The sequence below is a fragment of the Jeotgalibacillus malaysiensis genome, assembly GCF_044789845.1.
In the GTDB taxonomy this organism is placed as follows: Bacteria; Bacillota; Bacilli; order Bacillales; family Jeotgalibacillaceae; genus Jeotgalibacillus; species Jeotgalibacillus malaysiensis_A.
Genome location: NZ_CP085252.1, coordinates 3,242,562 through 3,266,679 on the forward strand (window position 1 = coordinate 3,242,562; position 24,118 = coordinate 3,266,679).

Here is a 24,118-nt window from a genome sequence, read left to right on the forward strand (position 1 = left end):
AAGTTTCTTGCAGGATGGTTATCATTTTTAATGGTCATTTCTTTACTGCCGGTTGTGCAACCGTTTGCCTCAAACACTGCACAAGCAGAAAGACATACATATTCAACGCTTATTGTTCATTATGAGGAAGCGCCTGAATCGACTCAGGACTGGAATCTGTGGGTTTGGCCTGAAGGCGGCGATGGGCAGGTTCACGAATTTACAGGAGAAGATGAATTCGGAAAGATTGCGACTATTGACCTTGAAGGTTCACATAATCGAATCGGTTTCATTGTAAGAACGGATACTTGGGAAAAAGACGGCGGTGACCGCTGGGCTGAAACTGAAGCAGGCGTTGCTGAAGTCTGGATTAAATCCGGTGATGACACGGTATTCACCTCCCCGCCGGATGGTGAATACCGTGAGTTCCCCGAATTTAATGAAGTAGATGTCACGCTTCACTACTACCGTTTTGATGGAAACTATGAAGGCTGGAACTTATGGGCGTGGCCTGAAAATGGGGATGGTCAGGAAATCCAGTTTACAGAAGAAGATGAGTTTGGCTTAGCTGCGAATTTCACTGTTTCAAGCGATGAGCTGTTTGATAAGGTCGGTTTTATCGTAAAGAAAACGGAAGGTGAAAACGCATGGGCTGACCAGGAAAACGGCGACCGCTTTATTACAAAGATCAATGAAGATGGCACCGCTGAAATCTGGATCGTTCAAAGTGATAAAGGCGTTTACTATGATTCGAAATATATTGATTCTACACCGCGTATTGTAAGCGCAACGATTGATGAAGTAAATGAAATCACATTAACGACTAATCTGCCGATTGATACGGCTACTGAAGATCCCGGCATTACGTTAAATGGACTGACGATTGGAGATATCCGTCCTTTTAAAGGAACAGATCCTGTCACAAATAAAGTAACAATCGAAACAGTCGAAGATATTGATCTCACAAAGACTTACACGATAGAAACGGACTTTTTCGGCGATGCAACTGTTCAGGTCGGTAAGGTAATCCGTTCTGACTCATTCGATGAGATGTACTTTTATGATGGCGATGATTTAGGTAACACGTATACGGAGGAACAGACTGATTTCCGCCTGTGGGCACCGACCGCAAGCGAAGCACGACTTGTTCTTTATGATGCGTGGGATGCAACAGAAGGTGAAGAAATTGTGATGGATGCTGCTGAAAAAGGAACATGGACAGCGAGCGTTGAAGGAGACCTTCACAACCAGCTTTATACGTACAAAGTTAAGATTGGTGATGAGTGGCGTGAAGCGGTTGACCCTTATGTACGCTCTACATCAGTCAATGGAGATAAAGGTGCAGTGCTTGATCTTGACCGCACAAACCCTGAAAATTGGGAGACGTTCTCTAAAGGAGAAAATCCTGAAGATGCCACAATTTATGAATTGCATGTCAGAGATTTATCCATTCAGCCTGAGAGCGGGATTGAAAACAAAGGAAAATACCTGGGCGTGACTGAAAAAGGAACAACTGGTCCTGAAGGCTATGCAACCGGACTGGACCACATTTTAAACCTTGGTGTCTCACACGTTCAGTTCCTGCCAATCTATGATTACCGTACAGTAGATGAAACAAACCTGGATACCCCTCAGTTCAACTGGGGATATGACCCGAAAAACTATAATACGCCGGAAGGTTCATACTCAACTGATCCATACGATCCTGAAGTAAGAGTGACTGAGTTGAAGGAAATGATCCAGACGCTGCATGATGAGGATCTTGGCGTGATTATGGACGTTGTCTATAACCATATGTATGCTGTGAACGAGTCGAATTTCCATCAGCTTGTACCGGGCTACTACTTCCGCTACAACGAAGACGGTTCGCTTGCAAATGGAACTGGCGTTGGGAACGATACAGCTTCTGAGCGGAAAATGATGCAGAAATTTATCGTGGATTCCGTTTCATACTGGGCTGAAGAATATGAAATGGACGGATTCCGCTTTGACCTGATGGGCATTCATGACACGGACACAATGAATGAAGTACGCGGGGCTCTTGATGAAATCGACCCTTCAATCATTGTACTTGGAGAAGGATGGGACCTGAATACCCCTCTTGATCCTGAACTGAAAGCGAATCAGAAAAATGCTGAAGATATGGACCGCGTGGCACATTTCAATGACACGTTGCGCGATGGTGCAAAAGGAAGCGTATGGGAAGATGCTGACCCTGGCTTTATCAATGGAAAACAGGGCATGGAAGACATCATGCGCCAAAGTGTAGCAGGCGGAATTGATTACGACGACAGCGTTGCGACTTACCGTGATCCTGATCAGGTCGTGCAATATGTTGAAGCACACGATAACCTGACGCTGTGGGATAAGCTTGAGAAAACAAATCCTGATGCGACACTTGAAGAAATGAAGTCGATGCACAAGCTTGGTTCTTCAATCGTACTGACGTCTCAGGGTATCTCATTTATCCATGCAGGACAGGAATTCATGCGTACAAAAGGTGGCGATCATAACAGCTATCAGTCACCCGACAGCGTGAACCAGCTCGACTGGGAACGCCGCGCTGCATTTAACGATGAAGTGGAATATATGGCAGGCTTAATTGATCTTCGCCAGAAATATGATGCATTCAGACTGACAAATGCTGATGCCATCAATGACCGCCTGACATTTGCTGCATCCCCTGCCAATACGATCGCTTATACGCTGCAGGAGAAAAAGAACCGTCACCTGTTTGTTGTGCATAACGCAAACAAGGAAGCCGTTTCTGTTTCCCTTCCTGGTAAAGGACCTTGGAAAGTACTTGTGAACAGTGAAGAAGCCGGAACGGAAGTATTGTCTGTGGAAAAAGGTAAGAGTGTTGAAGTAGATGGATTGAGCAGTATCGTACTACTGAAAGATGGAAAATTGAAGTAAACATCAAACCCCTGTCTCCTGGTGTGAAGGAACAGGGGTTTTGTTTGTGTACGCTTGCCTGGGATGTGTGTGTTTAAAAGTGAACGGGTAACAAGACAGCCACTTTAATTCATATAAATATATTGTGAAATTATTCACAATATCAAATCTATCGCTTATAATAAAAACAGAACATCATTCTAATTGAAAAGGTGTGTTGTGAAAATGGTAAAAGGTAATCGCGTTGTATTAATTGGAACAGGCTTTGTTGGCTCAAGTTATGCATTCGGGTTGTTGAATCAGGGCGTTGCCGATGAGCTGATTATGATTGATCTGAATGAAGAAAAAGCAAAAGGTGACGTACTCGATCTGAATCACGGTAAAGTCTTTGCACAGCAATCATTAAATATTTCATTTGGCTCATATGAAGACTGCAAAGACGTTGATATCGTCGTGATTTGTGCAGGTGCCAACCAGAAGCCTGGTGAAACCAGACTACAGCTCGTTGAAAAGAACCTGAAGATCTTTCATTCTATCGTTACTCAGGTTGTTGACAGCGGCTTTGATGGGATCTTCCTTGTGGCGACAAACCCTGTAGATGTGTTAACGTATGCCGTCTGGAAGTACAGCGGATTTCCAAAAGAGCGCGTGATTGGCTCAGGTACCATTTTAGACACAGCACGCTTCCGCTACCTGCTCGGCGAATACTTCCAGGTCGCACCTCAGAACGTACACGGATACATTATTGGTGAACACGGTGACAGCGAGCTTCCTGTCTACAGCTCAGTCGATGTCGGTGGTGTTGCAGTGCTTGATATGATTAAAAAGCATCCCCAATACACGCAGGAAGATCTTGATGATATTTTCGTCAATGTACGTGATGCTGCCTATCAGATCATTAACAGTAAAGGTGCTACTTATTACGGGATTGCAATGGGGCTTGTGAGGATTACAAGAGCAATTCTTCATAATGAGAACAGTATCTTGACGGTTTCTGCACTGATGGAAGGTGAATACGGCGAGAAAGATGTATATATCGGAGTTCCTGCTGTCATCAATCGGGGCGGGTTGCGTGAAGTCATTGAATTGAATTTAAGTGAGAAGGAAAAAGAACAGTTTGCTCACAGTGCAGATGTGCTGAGAGGGATTTTAAAGCCACACTTTTAAGTAAAAAACCAGCTGTTGCGTGGGCAACAGCTGGTTTTTTGGTGAAGTCGTTTCGCGACGGTATGGCGGAATAGGTCAAATGACATGAAGTGGCGAACATTGCAGGTTTTGCGTCGAACAATGGCATTTAAGTGGCGAACACCGCCCGTTATTCGGCGAACATCGGTCATTTCCCATCGAACATTCATCATTTCCCGCCGAACGACTCTTATAACCACACGTCACACCTGCTCATACTGAACGCGATGCAAATTCGCAAATATCCCATCCTTCTCAAGCAGCTCTGAGTGTGTACCGTCTTCTGCGATCCCCTCTTCTGTCACGACAACCACGCGGTCTGCTTTCCGGATTGTCGCAAGTCTGTGTGCAATGACAAGCGTTGTACGGCCTTTGGCAAGCTCTTCAATTGCACCCTGAATCATCGCTTCCGTTTCCGTATCAAGCGCTGATGTAGCCTCATCAAGAATTAAAATAGAAGGATTCTTCAAGAACATTCTCGCAATGGCAATCCGCTGCTTTTGACCGCCTGAAAGCTTCAATCCGCGCTCACCGATCTGAGTATTGTAGCCAAGCGGAAGGCCATCCACTACTGACTGAAGGTTCGCTTTCCTTGCAGCCTCCTGTACCTCTTCCTCTGTCGCATCAAGTTTTCCGTAAGCAATGTTTTCACGGAGCGTGCCTGTGAAAAGGAAGACGTCCTGCTGTACGATGCCGATCTGACTTCTGAGCGACTCCTTCGTCATGTCGCGGATGTCGATCCCATCAATTTTAATTGCACCTTCTTTAACATCATAGAACCTCGGAATCAGTGAGCAGATTGTTGTTTTTCCAGCGCCGGAAGGCCCTACAAATGCAACTGTTCCCCCGCGGTTCAGCTTTAGCGAGATGTCATTCAGTACCCCTTTTTGATCATCATAGCTGAAGGATACATGGTCAAATTCAATCTCCCCTTCTAAATGATCAATCTCTTTTGCGTCCGGACGGTTTGTAATCACCGGTGCCTGATCGAGTAAATCTGTGAAACGTTTGAAACCGGCCATGCCTTTTGGATACATTTCAAGCAGTGCGCTGATTTTATCAATCGGTTTGAAAAGTACATTAATGTATAAAACAAATGCAACAAGCTCTCCGTATGTCAGCTCGTTATTGAGACTCAGATATGCTCCGAATACAAGTACAACGAGCACAATCAGACGTGTCATGATATACATGCCTGACAAGCTGAACGCCATCACTTTGTAGGCGCCGACCTTTGACTGGCGATAGTGACGGTTGTCCGTTGTGAAACGCTTAATCTCGTGCTGTTCATTCGTAAATGACTGAACAACGCGCGCCCCTGAGACGCTGTCTTCCACACGGGCATTTACTTCAGCAATATTGCCATACATCGCTTTCCACGCTGTATTCATCTTGATGTTGGCATATGTAATGAGCCAGATCAGAAACGGTACAACAATAATTGCGATCAGCGCAAGCTTCACATTAATCGTTAGCATAATCCAGAACGCCCCGATAAATGTCATGATGGCAATAAATAAATCCTCAGGTCCATGGTGCGCCATTTCCCCAATATCAAACAGATCATTCGTAATCCGGCTCATAATGTGACCGGTTTTCGTGTTGTCAAAGAATGAAAAAGACTGTCGCTGCACATGTTCGAACAGCTCCTGACGCATGTCTGTCTCAATATTTATTCCAAGTTTATGACCCCAGTAGTTTACAACATACTGAAGAGAGGTACTTGAGAGATAGAGAAACAGGAGCAAAAAGCTGACCAGGGTGATCGCCTGCCAGTTTCCTTCCGGCAGCAGGCTGTCAATAAACCATGACACAGCCAGCGGAAAGCCGAGCTCCAGGATCCCTACAACAACAGCACAGCTGAAATCAGCAATAAATAGCTTTTTATGTGGCTTATAGTAAGAAAAGAATCTTTTTAACATCATCTGTACTCCCTTGTGAAAGATGTAACTTTTATTTTACAGCAACCAAAAAATAGTGCCACAACTATTTTCGATGTACGAAATAAAATGGATTCAAAATTGTCTGATTACTAGAATTACTCTATAATCACTCTATTAAGATTTTCTTTTTTAATAAATACGATCAACTCAGCAAAATTTTGTAGTGTGGGGCGGAGACTCCCGCCCCGGGAAAGGACCGGTGAGACCCCGGAAGCGAAGCTGAGGAGGCTCACTGTCCGGGGGCAGGAAAGCGCAGCCCCACACGGAAAGATTTTGCGTTCTTAAACATTATTTATATTTTAAGGAGGAATTCACGTGGAAAGAAATCACACAATGCTTCAATTCTTCGAGTGGCACGTCGCTGCAGACGGTGACCATTGGAAAAGACTAAAGGATGCAGCACCTGAACTGAAAGCCAGCGGAATTGACGCAGTCTGGATTCCTCCTGTTACAAAAGGTGAATCACCTGATGATAACGGTTATGGCGTATATGACCTGTACGACCTTGGAGAATTTGATCAAAAGGGTGACGTCAGAACGAAATACGGAACGAAAGACGAGCTTCATGAAGCCATCCAGGCCTGCCATGAAAACGGCATTCAAGTATACGTTGACGTAGTCATGAACCACAAAGCCGGCGCTGATGAAAAAGAAACGTTTCAAGTCATTGAAGTAGACGCCGAGAACCGCCTTAAAGAAATCTCTGAACCATTTGAGATCGAGGGATGGACGAAGTTTACTTTCCCTGGACGTGATGGCAAATACTCCGACTTCCAGTGGAACTTTGACCATTTTAACGGCACAGATTACGACGCCCGTGAAGAAAGAACCGGCTTTTTCAAAATTGTCGGCGAGGGTAAAAGCTGGAATGATCAGGTGGATGACGAGTTTGGAAATTATGATTACCTCATGTTTGCAAACATTGATTACAATCACCCTGAAGTACGTGATGAGATGATCAATTGGGGTAAATGGATGTCAGATACGCTGGATGCTGACGGCTACCGCCTTGATGCGATCAAACATATCAGTCATGATTTTATTGATGAGTTTATCAGACAGGTGAAAGAACATCGTGACGGCAACTTTTATATGGTCGGTGAATACTGGAATGAAGATATCGAAGCATGTGGACATTTCCTTGAGGAAACCGATTATCAGCTTGATTTATTCGATGTTCAGCTGCATTACAAGCTTCACCGCATTTCAGAAGACGGCCGTGATGCTGATCTTTCCACTCTTTTTGAAGGAACACTTGTCGGCGAATATCCGATGAATGCTGTGACATTTGTTGATAACCATGATTCTCAGCCTGGTGAATCACTTGAGTCATGGGTACAGGATTGGTTCAAGCAAAGTGCCTATGCACTCGTGCTGCTTCGTGCAGACGGTTATCCTTGTGTATTTTACGGGGATTACTTCGGTATTGACGGTGAGAATCCGATTGAAGATAAGCGTGAAGCGATCGATCCGCTTATTTACGCACGCTACCACCGGGCTTATGGTGAGCAGGACGACTATTTTGATCACCCTGCTACGATTGGCTGGGTCAGACGCGGTGTTGAGGAGATTGAAGGTTCCGGCTGTGCAGTTGTTGTAACGGTTGGTGATGAAGGTGAAAAGAGAATGTTTGTTGGTGAACATCGCGCAGGCGAAGAGTGGACGGATTATACGAATTCGATTGGTGAGCCTGTTGTGATTGATGATGAGGGCTATGGTACGTTCCCTGTTCAGGCGGGCAGTGTGTCTGTTTGGGCTTTGCCTGCTGAATAGGTTTGTTTAAAAAGAGACCGGTTCATTTCCGCTACAGGTGGAGGCTTTCCGGGCGGAGGACCGTTTTGTGGTCCAATCTTTATCGCTCGGCTTCGCCTGCGGGATCTCAGCTATCCCGCTTTATCGCCCCGGAGTCCCCACCTTCCGCTCCAATGAACCTAAGCTTTTAATCATTTATTACATTCAAAAAGGAAACTGATGCCGTTTAGTTGGGCATCAGTTTCCTTTTTATCATTTTATCAGTAGCAGTCCTTTTTGGTATAAAGCGAAGATCTGGTGTTAAGCATCGAATCTATCGATCATTATGCCTCCTGCCCAACCTCAGCCGGAAAGTAAATGTGGTACAGGCTCCGTACCGCTTTTTCAACGTCTGCCACATTCACACCAAACATCATGCTGACCTCACTTGATCCCTGATTGATCATCTTGATATTGGCGCCTGCTTCAGCAAGTGCCTGTGTTGCTTTTGATGCGATTCCGATTGTCTGGTTCATGCCTTCTCCGACAACCATAATCATCGCAAGGTCACGCTCTACATACAGCTCCTCTACCTGAAGCTCTTCACGGATCCGGTTTAATACACGGGCTTCCTGACCGTTATACAGCTGGTGAGAGCGCAAAATCACAGACATATTATCAATTCCTGATGGTGTATGCTCATACGACACTCCCTCATCTTCTAAAATAGCGAGGAGCTTGCGGCCGAAACCGAGCTCTCTGTTCATCAGATATTTTGTCATGTTAATACTGCAGAAACCTTCATCGCTGGCAATCCCGATGACAGGATGTCCATCGAGTTCACGGCTTGCTACGATTCTTGTCCCTTTTGCTTCAGGACGGTTTGTGTTTTTTACACAAACTGGAATTTTTTTATGAACGACTGGCTGCAGTGCTTCATCGTGGAAGACGGAGAAGCCTGAGTACGCAAGCTCCCGCATTTCACGGTAAGTCAGCTCTTTTAATTCGCGCGGCTGGTCTACCATTTTCGGGCTGACGCAGTAAATCGAATCTACATCAGTGAAATTTTCATATTCTGTTGCATCAAGTCCTGCTGCAATGATTGAACCTGTAATATCAGATCCTCCACGCGGAAACGTAACAATGTTCCCTTCATAGGAATATCCGAAAAAACCCGGTATAACCAGGATACCCTCAATCTCTCTCAGCTTCGCAATCTCAGGATAAGACTCCGGCAGAATTTGAGCATTACCCGGTTCATCCGTTACGATCATACCTGCTTTTTTAGGAGAAATATAAGTTGCTTCCCTGCCAAGTGACTTTAAGTAAGCAGCCATCACTTTCGCATTCAGGTCCTCACCGCTCGCTTTCAATCCATCGAGGAGACGGTCCTTTGACTGCCTGTACATTGATATCACTTCATGAAGATGCCCTTCCACTTCTGTCATTAAAGAGGAATCCAGCTCCAAATCATCAATAATTTCCTGAAATCTTTTTAACACGGCCTGGAAAGATGTTTCATCAAAGTCTCGCTCACCAACACTTTCAGCAAGACGGATGAGTAAATCGGTTGTTTTTGTATCTCCTTCATGACGTTTACCAGGTGCTGAGACAATCACTGCTTTACGCTCAGGATCTGCTGCCAGGATAGATGCGACTTTTTTATACTGAGTGGCACTTGCGACTGAACTGCCGCCAAACTTTACTACTTTCATGAAGGCAAAACTCCTTTTGTTTTAGCTTTGTTAAGTTGGCTGATGCTCTACGTTTCAGGGGGACGCTTTCCGCGGCCGGGCGGTGAGCCCGCAGGCTTCGCCATGCTCGGTCTCACACGTCCCTTGCTGCCGCAGGAGTCGCCCCCTTCCACTACGTTCATCAGCTGTGCATATACAATAATGGCTTAACAGAACTTCTGCTTAACGTATTGTAACTGTATTTGTACTAAGATCAAAAAACAAATGTCCTTTCGATAAAAACACTTGTATTTTCTAGAAAGATTTTAATGACAAGTATACAAGGTTCCCATCACCATGTCACCCTTATTTGCTGAATATTTAAGTTGATAACGCTTACAATTAAAATTTTTTTAAAATCCGGGTTGTATTGTTTAAAAAAGGGAAAGGTACAAGCATGACTTGATACAGAAAGGCAGTGAGATGAAATGGGTAAAGTATTATTAACAGGGGCTTCAGGTGGACTTGGGACGGTTTTAACACATGCATTGAAAGATGATTTTGAACTGGTACTGACTAATCGCTCCAACTCTGGTGAACTTCCAGAAGAACTGCCATTTATAGAGGCAGACTTAAATGATTACAAGGCAATCGAGGGAATTTTCAGGGAGCATGATATAGAAACGGTCCTGCACTTTGGCGGACTGCCCGTTGAGAATGAATTTGAAGAGATTCTTGATGCAAATATCCGGGGCACGTATCATATTTATGAAGCAGCACGGCACCACGGGGTCAAAAGGATCGTCTATGCGAGCAGTATTCATGCAGTCGGCTTCCTGCCTGCAGAAGGTGCCCCTTATGATACGACAACGGAGACACGTCCCGACACTTTTTACGGCTTAAGCAAGGTCTATAATGAAGATCTCGGAAAGCTTTATCATGATAAGTTCGGGATGGAGGTTGTGAACCTGCGGATTTGCGGCTGTGTGGAAAAGCCGGATTCACGGGAACATCTGATGATCTGGCTCAGCTATGCAGATCTCACCCAGCTTGTCCGTAAATCAATTACGGCTGATATTAATGAAGTTGTGACAATCTATGGCATTTCAAATAATAAACAGAGCTTCTTTACAGTAGATCCTGATAATCCACTGGGCTATGCGCCGGTCGATGACGCCAATGAATACCTGGATGAATTGCCGGATTCATTTGGGCACCCGGATGATTATAAATATGTTGGCGGGCATGAGTTTGTGAAGAAGGATGCTGTGGAGGACTAAAATGAAAGGTGCCGGATCAGATGTGATCCGGCACCTTTTTTCATTAATTCGCTAACATCAGTCTAAGCTTTTTCCCATCTTCAATCATATTACCCCGAAAATCACCGATCCCCGGAATATTAACGGTCATCTCACTCACCAGCGGCTTTTCTGTCAGATTTAACTGTAGCTTATCTGCATGTAAAATCGACTCGGAGTAATACGTCAGTGCAGGCTGGTTAATCAGATACTCCTGCTCCTGAATCTGCATCGTGACAAAATACTGATGCAACAGCTGATGATCCACATTCACCATATTCATCGGATCAAAAAACACCGCTCTCATCGGACCTTCGATTGTTAATTGATAGCCGTCATAATCTGAAAATGACTGGATTTTTTTCATTCTTGCTTCCTGAACCATCTGGTAAATTCTCGATGCTTCCCCCTGCAATTTATATTCACAATTTGCTTCGGTCTCATCACAAATACCAGCTTTTTCTTTTATACATTCATACAGCGTACATTCTTCATGAAAATATTGATGCTTCCACTCAGGATATAATTCATCAAGCAGCAGACATAGCGCTAATCCGGAACTATAGCAGCTTTTCCGTAAATGCAGCTCTGCCTCTTCATGCTGAAGCAGCTTTTCTTTATAACCGGTTTCTGCATCAGTCCCCTGATGAAGCGATGCATAGGCCTTCATTTCTGCATACCAGGCAGGACCTTCAATCGTCTCAATCAGATTTTCATAATGAAGTGATTCACCAAGCAGTTCTCTTCTTTGTTCTCTAAGCTCAACAAAACGCTTTAAGTGAGCCAGCATGTCCTCCTTTGAGGAAGCATCTACTGCTGCACGCAAAACGGTTCGCTCTTCCAAACGAAGACTGATGTTCTCTTCAAGAAGCGGATACTGAACACCCAGTAATTCATCCGGAAACCTCTTCTCATCCATTAATGTCTGGTAACCGTGAAAAAGCTCGTGCACTAAAATTGCATAAGTCCCTCCAAAAGAACCTGGCTTTTCAACATTGACGATTGCAGTTGGCACATCCTCAAATAAAATCAGTGTGTTCCCGACAAATCGCTTATCCCACTCAAAAACAAGCGGTTCATCCTCCCCCTGACAAATCGGATGATTGAATAAATACACGTATTCGCGATTATATAGCGCATAAGCAGTCAGCCTGAAGCCTGGCCATATCTGATCCAGGTCTGCTGATTCAAGCTTTTCTTTGAGCTTTCTTGTAAAAGAAATCATCTGCTCACCTCCGTTTCTCTCAGTCTTCATCTTTCACATCATGACTCTCTGGAATCGGCTCATTTTTCCACTCATCAATGAGTTCCTTTACCTTTTCCACTTGTTTTAAATGCTGGTTGAATTGCTCTTTATTAATCAGATATTGCTGTCCATCATGAACAGCTTTAATTTTATTTTCATAGATCAGCTGTAAAATTGACTGTTCAGACATATCCAGATAGGCTGCTAATTCTTTTGTTGTAAGATACATTCTCTACACCCTTCATATGTCATGTATATTTCTATCATTCACATAGGTAATTATACACTCAAACCCTATAAATATCATCTTTTAAATTTCTACCCTATATGACAGTCACATGACAAATTCACTATTTTCCCACAATTTTAAAACAGAGGCGCACTGTATAAACCGCAACAGTGCCCTCTGCCTGTATTCCCGCTATTTAAAATCATAACCGTCTTATGATCTGTTATCCAAATTCGCTTTGGTTTTTTCCCATGTTTCCTGAATAAAATGATGATATGGTGTTTCCGGCAAATCAGCGACTCTTGCTTTTGCTTTCTCTGCATGAACCAGTGCTGTTTCAGGATCGTCTTTTTCAATGAGGCAGAGCGCCATATAGGCATCTGCAGTGGCAAGCATGGAAATGTCGAATGGATGGTGGGCAAATGTCGGGAATTCGAACTGTTTTAGTTCTTCATACGCCTGATCAATATTTCCAAGCCCGTAATAAGCTCTTGCCCGCTCAAGATTAACATAACCACTATCCTCCATTGAACCAAACATTTTATCTTCTTTAATATCTTTTATCATCTGCAAAGCTTTACGATGATTTTTTAAATACTCATTTTCATAATGGATCTCAAGAAATATACTACTGACCATTCGATCGGCTTTTTCAGTAAAATCAGCAAACTGCCTTGACTTCATTAATGTATACCGTGTTTTATCATCATCACCATTCATCAGTGTATTAAATGATGCCAGACGATATATATCATCCATTAAATAATAGATGTTTTTACGTTTCGAAAACGAAATAATCTCGTCTAATTTGGCTGTTCCTTCCTGATACCTGCCCACTGAATATAATAATAAAGCTTCTAAGTGATCAGATTCAATCTGCACAAGAGGGTCCGATACTAATTCACGTGACTTGTATTGTTCTTTATAAATCAACAACTCATCGAATGCACTTTGATAATTATGTGTAATAAAGGTATTCAATACCATTCTGAGCTGGACTTTATATACCTCATGATTGAGTGAGAGTGAATTATAGTATTCAATCGCTTTTGTTAGATAATTAATAGCTTGCTCATGCTTTTCATCATTTAAATATGTGATACCGGCTATCTCGTAAAAACGTCCGGTTTCATAAGTTTTTGGAAGCTCTTTTTTAAAAATATCATTTAATTCATTCTTAATCCAGGAAGCTTGCCTATCGTATTCTTTTAAAGATCCGGCATTATTTAAATTTTGCCTGGCTTCTTCGATCTCAACCAGCTTCTTTTTCATCTCTTCACTCGACTCTTCAGCCAGCAGCACCTGCACATTCACACCAAGCTGCTTTGCAATATGCTGAAGACTTTCCATTGAAGGATTCGACCGGCCATTTTCAATCAGGCTTAGCATTCCCTTTGACATCGCATCTCCTGCAACATCCACTAGCGTCATCTTCTTTTCTTTGCGAAATTTTCTTATGCGTTCACCCAGACTGCTCATGCTGTTCACCCTCTAAATTCTTTTTTTTAATTATATTAAACTTTTGTGTTGATTACAAAGAAAAGGCATGTTATGATTTGTTTAATTTAATTAAACTTTTGAAAAGAGGGGTTTATATGACTGACCAGCAGCGACTTCAAAAAGCCACCAGGAATTTATTTTTCTTCACAGGTGGCGAGTTTATTGGCACGATTGGTGCACATATTTTTATGTTCGGAATCAGCTTTTTCGTTTTAACGTTAACAGGTTCCGCTTCAAGCTTTGCTCTTACATTCCTTTGTTCAATGGTGCCGAGAATTATACTTGCCCCAATTGCCGGTCATGTAGTCGACCGGCTGCCAAGGAAAAAAGTTGTTGTGACTGCTCACGCCCTTATGACTGTAACAATGCTGCTGGTCTTTTTCTATACAATGTCATTTGGACTAAGCATGCCTGTTATTTATATCACCGCCGTACTGCTTGCCATTTTCTCAACGTTTGCAGGTATCGGGCTGACAGCTTCAATTTCAAACTTTGTTGATGGTGCACGCATTCAGAGAGCCGTTTCATTAACGCAGTCTTCTACTTCACTGGCAACCATTTTAGGTCCTGTACTGGGTGGTGTGATGTATGGTTTTCTATCAATTGAAATGTTTTTCTTAATTCACGCAATTGCCTATGCTACTGCACTGATTTGTGAAATCAACATTGATTTTTCTCTATATAAAAATGAATTGCATACTGAAGACGCTCAACAGAATGAACCGATGATTGCCAGTCTTAAATCCGGAATTGCCTTTGTAAAGGGACATCGTGTTCTGCTGCCAATTATGCTGGTGGCGCTCTGGGTAAACTTCTTTTTTATGGCGGCTGTTGTAGGACTGCCTTATATCATCATTGAAGTACTCGGGGCCACATCCAGCCAATTTGGATTGGTAGAAGCGATGATTGGTGCTGGAACACTTGCCCTGTCAGCCTTCCTTTCAACCCGCAAAGAGTTTCAAAAGCCGATCCGGACAATGCGTTTTGGCATGATCAGTATTGGATTTCTATTTGCACTGTTAGCACTTCCGCTTCTGGTTTCAATGGGTTCCCCGTCATTTATTATCTATTATATGGCTGTGAACTTTCTGCTTGGGGCTGCCATGATTATCATTAACACACCCATATTGGTGCTGATGCAAAAAACAACACCTGAGCATTACCGCGGAAGAGTTTTTGGACTTCTTGAAATGGTGGCATCAGGTATCTCACCAATCGGACTGATCTTATTCGGATTTTTGTATGATTTTGTTTCACCGTCATTGATTATTCTGATTTCAGCTACTCTCCTGATCGTAGTGACAGTGATCGGGTTACGACCGTCTAAAGTGGATGATGAATCTGCGATTGAAACAGATGTAGAGGAAAAGGTAGTGAAGGTTGCTGAGGCTTAATCAGTTTTAAGTAATTTGTATAACAGAAAAAAGCCGGGAAGCTCCCGGCTTTTCACATTCAGTCTCTTCCCGGATCCACAATCGCTGCCTCATCCGGATTATGTTCTTCAAACAGCATTTCACGCAGCAGCTTCGCACCCAGCTTACTGTAAACAGTTCCATTACCGCCAAACCCAAGACAGTAATAAATCCCTTCATGCTTCGGATCCTTTCCGATAAACGGAAGACCGTCTTCTGACTCGCCAAATGCTGCTGACCATACATATTCAGCTTTGATGTCGAGTTCAGGAAAATGCTCTTTTACTCTGTTAATCAGCCTTTCACCGCGGTCCATCAGTTTTTCATCACTGACATCAGCATCTATTTTATCTTCATCTAGCCCTCCGGCGATTACCCGACCTTCTTCTGTCGTTCTCATATAAAAGTAAGGACGCTTTGTTTCCCAGATCAGCGCCCGGTAAATCCATGACTCCAGATCTTCAACCGGATTAGTCGCAATTGCATATGTCCTGTTCAACTCACCGCCAAATCTGTCGGCAAAAGATTTGGCCGCGTAACCAGTACAGTAAATTACACGGTCAGCAGTGATCTTCCCGCCAGCTGTTTGCAGTATGTGCTTCCCCTCTTCTGTCTGGAGTTTTTCAAGTGGCGTATGCTCATAGATTTGAACACCCCGCGTTTGTGCGCTTTCAAACAGGGACCTGATCAGCCTGAATGGGTTCACTTCCGCATCCCCATGCGTCATCAGTGCGGCCGGTTTTCTGAACCCATACAGTTCTTCTATTTTATCCGGCTCAAAATACTCAACTTCAAACCCATGCTCAGTTAATGCTTCATATTCTTTCTTCAGTTTTTCAATGTCTGATTCATCTGATGCATAATACAGGCTTGGCCTTCTGATAAAATCCACTTTTCCAGGCAGGGTCCCTGCAACCTTTTGCAGTTCTTCAACCGCATCCAGGCACATTTTATAAAAGGTAACCGCCTTTTCTTCGCCAATTTCCTCTATAAATTCATGAAGCATTTTATCGTTTGAATACTGAAGCAGTCCTGTATTCGCAGAAGAACTGCCTTCTGCTACGCTGCCTCTATCTACTACAGCGACTTTCAGCTGGGTATGGGACAGTTCTTCAGCACACAATGCACCCGCCATACCTCCACCAACGATTAGCACGTCAACATGTTGTTCTTCAGTTAATGCCGGAAATGATACATCTCTTTCTGCAGTCTCCGGCCAGTATAAATGTCCGTTATGTAATTCTGTCATGTTCTGCACTCCCTCTCTGTGTTTATTTATACCCTGCTCTTGCGCCATACAAAACCGCATAAAAAAATAAGCACTGCAATGTGCTTATTTTCCGTAAAGTCTCAGCATATTTTTTCCGTTGTCTTTTGCGCTGTACAGGGCTTCATCAGCCTGCTTGATCAGCTCACGTTTGTTTTTACCGTGCCGCGGATAAATGGAGATTCCCATACTTGAAGTGACATCAAGCTGCTGACCGCTGATTCTGTATGGCTTACTAAGGACATTTAACACTTCTCCTGCTTTATTAACTGCATCCGCTTCACCTGAAATTTCCGGCAGCAGCACAAGAAATTCATCTCCACCAAGCCTCGCCACCAGCTGATCTTCATTCATTTCATTACGGATACGGTTTGCGAAAAGCTTGAGCAGGTCATCGCCGGCATCATGGCCAAACGAGTCGTTGATTTCCTTAAAATGATCCATATCAATATAAAGGATCGCAAACTCCCGTTGATTTTCTTTGGCATCTGCAATAATCTCATCAATTTTTTCAGTAATATGGCGGCGGTTGGGGAGTCCTGTCAGGCTGTCAGTGAACGCCATCTTTTTCAGCGCTCTTTCCGCTCTGTTTCGCTGCGTCATATCCTGCCCGACTTCATAGATTCCGATTGTCTCACCATTGACTCTGATTGGAAGTGTTTTAATTTTGAGCTCTACTTTATTGCCTTTTTTATGAAACATATCAGCAGTGTACTCAACCGATTCACCTTTTAGCGTACGCTTCACAACATCTTCATATCGAATCTTCTGCTCTTCTGTGTAATTCATGAGATGTTTCCGATCCAGCTGAAGCATCTCTTCTTTTGTATAGCCTAAAACATCTGTAACTGCTCCATTTACATTTTCAACGCGCCCGGTTTTATCAATTGCCCAGATAATATCCGGGTTTGCATCAAACAGAGATTTAAATCTCTCTTCACGTTCCCTCGCCTGTTTTTCAACCTCTTTTAAATGAGTGATGTCTTTATACATGACGATTGCATAGGAGCGATTGTTCAATTTCACCGGACGGTAGGAAGCAAGTACTTCAATGATACTTCCATCCTTGCGCTTTCTCTGCCGTTCCATGTTCTCAAATGATTGACCATCGAACAGCCGCGCTAAGAAAGCCTCATGCTTTTCCTGATGATGGCCTGTAAAAAATGGTGGAATCAACACGCCTTTGATTTCCTTTTCTTTATAGCCAAGCATTTCTTCAAATGCACGATTGACTCTATAGATTGAACCGTCTTCATTCATAAAGAAAATAGCGTCAGAAGCATGATCCCATACCAATCCAAGCTCAGCAGACGTTTTTGCAAGATCGTCTTCAAGTGATTTACGGTCTGTTACATCCCTGGTAATTGATAGAACATGAGTAATATCGTTTTCTTCATTTAAAATTGGATTAAGTGTGGTTTCACCGATCCATCCACCTTCTCCAACTAATTCAAACTGGGCATGCTGCTTTGTAGTCATTACTTCCATATATTTATCTCTGATATAATCAGCACGCTCAGGCGTATAAATATCTTCAAAACGTCTTCCAAGAATCGTTTCATCCAGCCCAAGTATTTGCTTTCCGCGTTCATTAATAAATTCATATATAAATTCAGGACCCGGTATTACTTCAAGTATTAAAACAATGTCAGATATCCTGTCCATCATCGTAATAAACGGGTGTATATTATTCTCATAGCGCTGTTTCATCACTTAAACCTCCGTCCATCCGACATAGTACTTTTATCATACCACGATTACATAAATGTTAAGCATGCCGATATGCTTAAAAATATTTATTCCAACTATTTTTCACTTTAATACTGAAAAAGACGCCCTGTTATCAGGACGTCTTCATCATATATTGCTTTATGCTTTTTGAAACTGTTCTGTTTCTGTTGATCCTGATAGTGCGGTTGTTGATGAAGTGCCGCCTGAGATGACCATAGATACTTCATCAAAGTAACCCGTCCCTACCTCACGCTGGTGGCGTGTTGCTGTGTAGCCGTTTTCTTCTGCATCAAACTCAGCCTGCTGCAATTCAGAGTATGCACCCATACCGCGCGCTTTGTAGCCTCTAGCCAGTTCAAACATACCGTAATTCAGTGAGTGGAAGCCTGCAAGTGTAACGAACTGGAATTTATAGCCCATTTTACCCAGTTCCTGCTGGAACGTTTCAATTGTTTCATCATCCAGCTTCTTTTTCCAGTTAAATGAAGGTGAGCAGTTATAAGCAAGCAGTTTCCCTGGGAACTTCTCATGAATCGCTTCAGCAAACCTGCGTGCTTCATCAAGATTCGGTTCAGATGTCTCACACCAGATCAGATCTGCATAAGGTGCATATGCAAGACCTCTTGCAATCGCCTGGTCAAGCCCATCATTTGTGCGGAAGAACCCTTCAGGTGTACGCTCGCCTGTAATAAACTGATGATCATATGGATCAACATCACTTGTAATCAGGTTCGCTGCATTTGCATCCGTACGGGCAATGATGACAGTTGGCACGCCCATCACATCTGCTGCAAGTCTTGCTGAGATCAGGTTTTTAACGGCTGTCTGCGTCGGAAGCAGAACTTTACCACCTAAGTGACCGCATTTCTTTTCTGAAGAGAGCTGATCTTCCAAATGAACGCCGCCTGCTCCTGCTTCAATCATGGCTTTTGTTAATTCAAATACGTTCAGGTTACCGCCAAATCCAGCTTCCATATCTGCTACGATTGGGGCGAACCAGTATGTATCGCCCTTCCCTTCAGCCTGCTGAATCTGATCCGCGCGCTGAAGCGTCTGGTTAATTCTCTTTACAACCTGAGGCACACTGTTAGCCGGATATAAACTCTGGTCCGGATACATATGACCTGAAAGGTTTGCGTCTGCTGCAACCTGCCAGCCGCTCAGGTAAATGGCCTGTAGCCCTGCTTTTACCTGTTGCATTGCCTGATTCCCTGTCAGTGCACCAAGTGCATTGATATAATCCTCTTCATGCATCAGCTTCCACAACCGTTCAGATCCCATTCTTGCAAGTGTCTGTTCTATTACAACTGATCCTCTAAGTTTAATAACATCTTCCGGCGTATAAGGGCGCTGAACCCCTTCCCAGCGCTCCCCCTGCCAGTTTTGCTGTAGTTCTTCAACCTGCTGATTGTTTGTGTTTGTCATGATATCCATCCCCTTTTTGTATTATTACAATTAATTTATTTTATTTTTGTTATATAACACATTAGCCAAAAAAATTAATCTACATCAGAGCAGCATTCAATTGCATCTTTGAAAGTATCATATTCCATTCCGCATGCTCTGCAGTGATTTAGTTCAACCCGCTCCTCGCGCTTTCTGAATACAACAACGTCTGAGATCTGTTCCGGTACAATTTCAATTTCACCTGTCGGATGATGGTGAAGGCGGTGCGCTTCATTTCCATAAACGAATAGCGTACCGTCCATTTCACGGTTGGTTTTTCCGTTCATTAACTGCTGGGTTACCCACTTTTCAATCAGTTCCTGGTTGGTGGTGCCTGTCATTTGTGTTTGCATTTGTCATCCCTCCAAATGGTTTTGTTTTCCTTTGCTTAATATTAATATATAACAGAGTATTTTATTTTGCAACTGTTTTATAACAGAAAATTTAAATTTTTTTTGAAAATAGGTACTTCTTATTATTTTGGCGCTGACCGCTGTTCCAGGCGGAGGCTTTCCGGACGGTGGTTGCTGAGCCTCCTCGCCTTCGGCTGTGGGGTCTCAGCTTCCCACTAATCGTCCCGGAGTCCCCGCCTTCCACAGCGATCAGCGCTGTAGTTTATACAAAGTTAAAATTAGTACATTGTTATAATAAAATATATCTGCGGCATATATATCATGACTCCTTCAAAGCCAGCATCTTCTTTTTATATTCCAATCGTCTCTTATGCAGAATTGGTTCTGTGTAGCCGCTTGGTTGGTTTGTGCCTTCGAAGATCAGTTCTTTGGCTGTCTGGAATGCGACTGAGTTTTCGAAGTTTGCACTCATTGGCTGGTAAGCAGGATCTGATGCATTTTGCTGGTCAACGACTTTGGCCATTTTTTCTAATACCTGTGAGACCTGTTGTTCTGTTACAATGCGATGCTGAAGCCAGTTGGTCATGTGCTGACTTGAGATACGCAATGTTGCACGGTCTTCCATCAGACCAACATTATGGATATCCGGTACTTTTGAACATCCAATTCCGTGTTCAACCCAGCGCACAACATAGCCAAGCAGACCCTGTGCGTTATTTTCAAGCTCCTGCTCAATTTCTTCAGTTGTCCATTGCTGATTTGCAAGTGGAATAGTCAATAATGACTGCTTGCGGTTGGTGATTTGACCCCGCAGTGATTCCTGAATACTTTTCACCCGGAGTTGATGGTAGTGCAGAGCGTGCAATGTTGCTGCGGTCGGTGATGGAACCCATGCTGTGTTACCCCCTGCTTCTAAATGACCGGTTTTCTGTTCCATCATTTCTTTCATTCTGTCAGGCATCGCCCACATCCCTTTTCCAATCTGTGCTTTGCCTGGCAGGCCGCATAGCAGACCATTATCTACATTCGATTTCTCGTAGGCATTCAGCCACTCAGACTGTTTCATTTCACCTTTTCGGATAACAGCACCAGCCTGCATAGATGTATGAATTTCATCTCCTGTACGGTCAAGGAATCCTGTATTAATAAACACGATCCGGTCTTTTACCGCATGAATACAATTTTTCAGATTCAGCGTAGTTCTCCGCTCTTCATCCATCACACCGATTTTAATCGTGTGACGTTCAAGCCCAAGCAGGTCTTCCACTGCATTGAACAAACGATTCGAAAATGCGACTTCCTCTGAGCCGTGCATTTTCGGTTTTACGATATAAATCGATCCCTTTTCAGAATTTCTTCGATTGCCTTTGATATCATGCAGTGCAATCAGACTTGTAATAACTGCATCTGCAATGCCTTCAGGGACTTCATTTCCATCACGGTCAAGCATCATACCGTTAGTCATCAGGTGACCAACATTTCTAATTAAAAGCAGCGAGCGTCCTCTCAGCTTCAGATCTCCTCCATCACGAGATGTATAGTAACGATCATCAGAAAGTTTACGGTTAACAGCTTCCCCACCTTTAACAAATCTTTCTGTTAGCGTCCCCTTCATCAGCCCTAACCAGTTACGGTAGACAACCACTTTATCTTCAGCATCGACTGCTGTAACTGAATCCTCACAGTCCATAATGGTTGTCAGTGCTGCTTCAACGCATACATCTTTTACACCCGCCTTATCTGTCTGTCCAATCGGGTGCTTGTGATTGATCCTAATATCGATATGCAGGTCATTATGCTGTAATAGTACAGCTGTTGGATGGTCGGCAGAGCCCTGATGTCCTCTAAAAGCATCCGGGTCTTTCAAACCTGTTTTCCCATCACTTGTTTCAGCCGACAGCTGACCCTTTTCAATGAAATACTTTGTTACCTCTGCGTGTGATCCCTTTTGAAGAGGAACTGCTTCATCCAGGAATTTTTTCGCATAGGCAACCACCAGTTTTCCCCTTTCAGGATTATAGGAAGACCCTTTTTCAGCGCCATTCTCCTCACTGATCACATCTGTTCCATACAGCGCATCATACAGACTTCCCCATCTCGCATTCGCGGCATTAATCGCATACCTGGCATTATTTACAGGTACCACCAGCTGTGGGCCGGCCTGGCTTGCAATCTCCTGGTCAACGTTTTGAGTCGTGATTTGAAAATCCTCAACCTCATTTTCAAGATATCCAATTTCATTTAAAAACGTTTCATAATTGTCACGCTGATCCTGCCAGCTGTATGACTGGTGCCATTCATCAATTTTTTGCTGCAACTCTTCCCGCTTATGTAACAGCTGTCCGTTTTCAGGTGCGAACGCGTGAACAATTTCACTACACCCATTCCAGAAATCTTCACTTTTTACACCTGTACCCGGCAGCGCTTCTTTTTCAATAAACTCATATAGTGCAGGATTAACCTGCAGACCTTTCTTATTCATGTGGACTTCCTCCTTTTGTTATATAACAGTTTATTTAATTATTTTTTATTATATAACAAATAATTTCAATTTCAACTGTTTTCTAAAATTTCTAAAAGTAGTAGCTTCTTTTAATTTATTTGTGTAAACTATATTTTGTTATAAGTTAACTCATTTAGGAGGAATTCAAATGTCATCAGACCGTTTAAGAATGTATTTATTCAGCAGTATGCTTGCAGCAGTCACCGCTATTTTTGCACAGATTGAAATACCCCTTCCACTTGTGCCAATTAGCGGACAGACGCTTGCAGTCGGCATTGCAGCAACCATTTTAGGCAGTAGATACGGTGCTTTTTCAATGGTGATCTATATGATGTTAGGTGTAATCGGACTCCCTGTTTTCGCAGGATTTGCAGGAGGCGCACATGTGGTAGCAGGTCCGACAGGCGGTTACATTATCGGTTTCATCGCAGCAGCATTTTTCACGGGCCTATTTCTTGAAAAAACAGCTTTCACATACAAAATGGCGATCATCGCAAATCTGATCGGCATGATTGTCACACTCACATTCGGCGCAATCTGGCTTAAAATTCTGCTTGACCTGTCGTGGCCGGCAGCACTAGCAGCGGGTGTTACCCCGTTTTTAGCAGTTGGTGTGATTAAGGCTTTACTTGCGGCGTGGATTGGAATTGCTGTGAGGGATCGGTTGAAGCGTTCACAGATGAGTTTTGGGGAAGCGGCATAAATAAATAGCGCAGAATCTCTCAGTCAGCTGGAGATTCTGCGCTTTTTAGTGTAATCAGGTTAATTTCCGGTGGATTAAACAGGCGGAAATTTAAAAAGGAAACTGCATTACTGCTGCCGAGACCGGTACTGACGTATTGCTGGATGCCGTTGGACTCCCATAATCCTTTCACACGGTCCTGAGGCGGCAGTACAGCATTTTGGTACCAGGCTTCCGGCACAAATAGAGCACCTATGAACGGAAGACGAAACTGCCCTCCATGATAATGACCGGCAATGATTAAATCGTAATCACGAAAGACATAGCGATCACTTTCTTCTTTAATATGCTCAAATTGAGGATCTGCTACCGGATAATGGGTGATAGAAATAACCATTTCATCAGTTTCACTAAGTAGACGTGAAACTTCATTCAATTGGTTTTGTTTATATTCCTTATAGACTGGCGCGCTTTCGTACGGGATTTTAGGCTTTCCTTCAACGTAAGTATATGCTTCACCGGGATTTAATACGGATAGTTCATGATCAGTCAGCACAAGGTTCTGACCTTTCACCTCTATCTCTTCAATGCTTTCAAGGTACGCCACACCTAGGCTTTCCATCTCCTGGATATAAGCCGCTTTTTGTATAGATGATTCAGTTACCTCGTACGGATAAGGATCTGTATTCCCCGTAACAAAATAAGCATGATCTTTGTTTTCAATCCCTTTCACCAAATCAAAAAAGGGCTCAGTGTCCCCATTTTCAATCGAATTCATCATATCTCCTGTAAACAGGATGATGTCATATTCAAGATCATTAATTGTTTCTGTCAGGTCAGATTGATCACTTCCGAAAACCTCTTCATGTAAATCGGTGATTTGCAGGATGCGCACTTCTTCGGTGAGGTTACGATCCACCATGATCTCCTGCTCAGTCAAAATAAACCGCTGATTATCCCAGTACACATAGAGCGCAAATAACAGGATGAAAAGAGGTGTGCACAACAAAAAGATCTTAACCGCTTTCTTCACACCTTTCACCCA

The 24,118-nt window shown here is 43.3% G+C and carries 17 protein-coding genes; 6 read left to right on the plus strand and 11 right to left on the minus strand.

The genetic code is table 11. The features are described from left to right. The first annotated feature begins 30 nt into the window (after positions 1–30). Together pulA and LG330_RS16865 are read left to right on the plus strand one after the other, a co-directional pair. Positions 31–2,895: a type I pullulanase gene (gene pulA, locus LG330_RS16860; RefSeq protein WP_404409652.1), complete on the plus strand. Its 2,865-nt coding sequence runs from the start codon at positions 31–33 to the stop codon at positions 2,893–2,895. A gap of 204 nt (positions 2,896–3,099) precedes the next feature. Continuing rightward, a complete protein-coding gene (locus LG330_RS16865; protein ID WP_404405905.1) occupies positions 3,100–4,041 on the plus strand; it encodes an L-lactate dehydrogenase in 942 nt (313 codons plus the stop codon). Positions 4,042–4,262: 221 nt separating this feature from the next. Here the strand turns inward: LG330_RS16865 and LG330_RS16870 are convergent, their stop codons facing one another. Next, on the minus strand, positions 4,263–5,981 hold the full coding sequence (locus LG330_RS16870) for an ABC transporter ATP-binding protein (RefSeq protein ID WP_404405907.1): 1,719 nt from the start codon (positions 5,979–5,981) through the stop codon (positions 4,263–4,265). Positions 5,982–6,317: 336 nt separating this feature from the next. On the opposite strand from LG330_RS16870, the gene LG330_RS16875 reads away from it, so the two are divergent. Continuing rightward, positions 6,318–7,775 (plus strand): alpha-amylase, encoded by a 1,458-nt coding sequence (locus LG330_RS16875; RefSeq protein WP_404405909.1) that lies wholly within the window; start codon positions 6,318–6,320, stop codon positions 7,773–7,775. Between the two features lie 302 nt (positions 7,776–8,077). Here the strand turns inward: LG330_RS16875 and LG330_RS16880 are convergent, their stop codons facing one another. Next, positions 8,078–9,448, minus strand: coding sequence for an aspartate kinase (locus LG330_RS16880; protein WP_404405911.1), 1,371 nt, complete (start codon positions 9,446–9,448; stop codon positions 8,078–8,080). A 446-nt stretch (positions 9,449–9,894) separates the two neighbouring features. Between LG330_RS16880 and LG330_RS16885 the strand changes: the two genes are divergently transcribed. Next, positions 9,895–10,686: an NAD-dependent epimerase/dehydratase family protein gene (locus tag LG330_RS16885; protein ID WP_404405913.1), complete on the plus strand. Its 792-nt coding sequence runs from the start codon at positions 9,895–9,897 to the stop codon at positions 10,684–10,686. A gap of 43 nt (positions 10,687–10,729) precedes the next feature. Here LG330_RS16885 and LG330_RS16890 read toward each other — a convergent pair whose 3' ends face one another. From LG330_RS16890 to LG330_RS16900, 3 genes are all read right to left on the minus strand, one after another. Continuing rightward, a complete protein-coding gene (locus LG330_RS16890; RefSeq protein WP_404405915.1) occupies positions 10,730–11,929 on the minus strand; it encodes a peptide ABC transporter permease in 1,200 nt (399 codons plus the stop codon). Positions 11,930–11,948: 19 nt separating this feature from the next. Continuing rightward, positions 11,949–12,179 (minus strand): excisionase family DNA-binding protein, encoded by a 231-nt coding sequence (locus LG330_RS16895; RefSeq protein WP_404405917.1) that lies wholly within the window; start codon positions 12,177–12,179, stop codon positions 11,949–11,951. Positions 12,180–12,392: 213 nt separating this feature from the next. Then, positions 12,393–13,658, minus strand: a complete 1,266-nt coding sequence (locus LG330_RS16900) for a helix-turn-helix domain-containing protein (RefSeq protein WP_404405919.1) — start codon at positions 13,656–13,658, stop codon at positions 12,393–12,395. A gap of 116 nt (positions 13,659–13,774) precedes the next feature. Here LG330_RS16900 and LG330_RS16905 point away from each other — a divergent pair, with 116 nt between their 5' ends. Beyond that, positions 13,775–15,073 carry an MFS transporter gene (locus LG330_RS16905; protein ID WP_404405921.1) on the plus strand — a complete coding sequence of 433 codons (1,299 nt, stop codon included), beginning with the start codon at positions 13,775–13,777 and terminating at the stop codon, positions 15,071–15,073. A 58-nt stretch (positions 15,074–15,131) separates the two neighbouring features. On the opposite strand, the gene LG330_RS16910 is transcribed toward LG330_RS16905, so the two are convergent. The 5 genes from LG330_RS16910 to LG330_RS16930 form a co-directional block, all read right to left on the minus strand. Then, on the minus strand, positions 15,132–16,340 hold the full coding sequence (locus LG330_RS16910) for an NAD(P)/FAD-dependent oxidoreductase (RefSeq protein ID WP_404405923.1): 1,209 nt from the start codon (positions 16,338–16,340) through the stop codon (positions 15,132–15,134). Positions 16,341–16,424: 84 nt separating this feature from the next. Then, on the minus strand, positions 16,425–18,068 hold the full coding sequence (locus tag LG330_RS16915; protein ID WP_404405925.1) for a diguanylate cyclase domain-containing protein: 1,644 nt from the start codon (positions 18,066–18,068) through the stop codon (positions 16,425–16,427). Between the two features lie 159 nt (positions 18,069–18,227). Then, positions 18,228–19,514: an isocitrate lyase gene (aceA, locus tag LG330_RS16920; protein ID WP_404405927.1), complete on the minus strand. Its 1,287-nt coding sequence runs from the start codon at positions 19,512–19,514 to the stop codon at positions 18,228–18,230. A gap of 74 nt (positions 19,515–19,588) precedes the next feature. Next, a complete protein-coding gene (locus tag LG330_RS16925; protein ID WP_404405929.1) occupies positions 19,589–19,888 on the minus strand; it encodes a hypothetical protein in 300 nt (99 codons plus the stop codon). A 319-nt stretch (positions 19,889–20,207) separates the two neighbouring features. Then, positions 20,208–22,370, minus strand: coding sequence for a malate synthase G (locus LG330_RS16930; RefSeq protein WP_404405931.1), 2,163 nt, complete (start codon positions 22,368–22,370; stop codon positions 20,208–20,210). 169 nt (positions 22,371–22,539) lie between these two features. Here LG330_RS16930 and LG330_RS16935 point away from each other — a divergent pair, with 169 nt between their 5' ends. Next, positions 22,540–23,094 carry a biotin transporter BioY gene (locus LG330_RS16935; RefSeq protein ID WP_404405933.1) on the plus strand — a complete coding sequence of 185 codons (555 nt, stop codon included), beginning with the start codon at positions 22,540–22,542 and terminating at the stop codon, positions 23,092–23,094. Positions 23,095–23,113: 19 nt separating this feature from the next. On the opposite strand, the gene LG330_RS16940 is transcribed toward LG330_RS16935, so the two are convergent. Further along, complete coding sequence (locus tag LG330_RS16940; protein ID WP_404405935.1) at positions 23,114–24,106, minus strand: metallophosphoesterase; 993 nt, start codon at positions 24,104–24,106, stop codon at positions 23,114–23,116. Positions 24,107–24,118 lie beyond the last annotated feature (12 nt).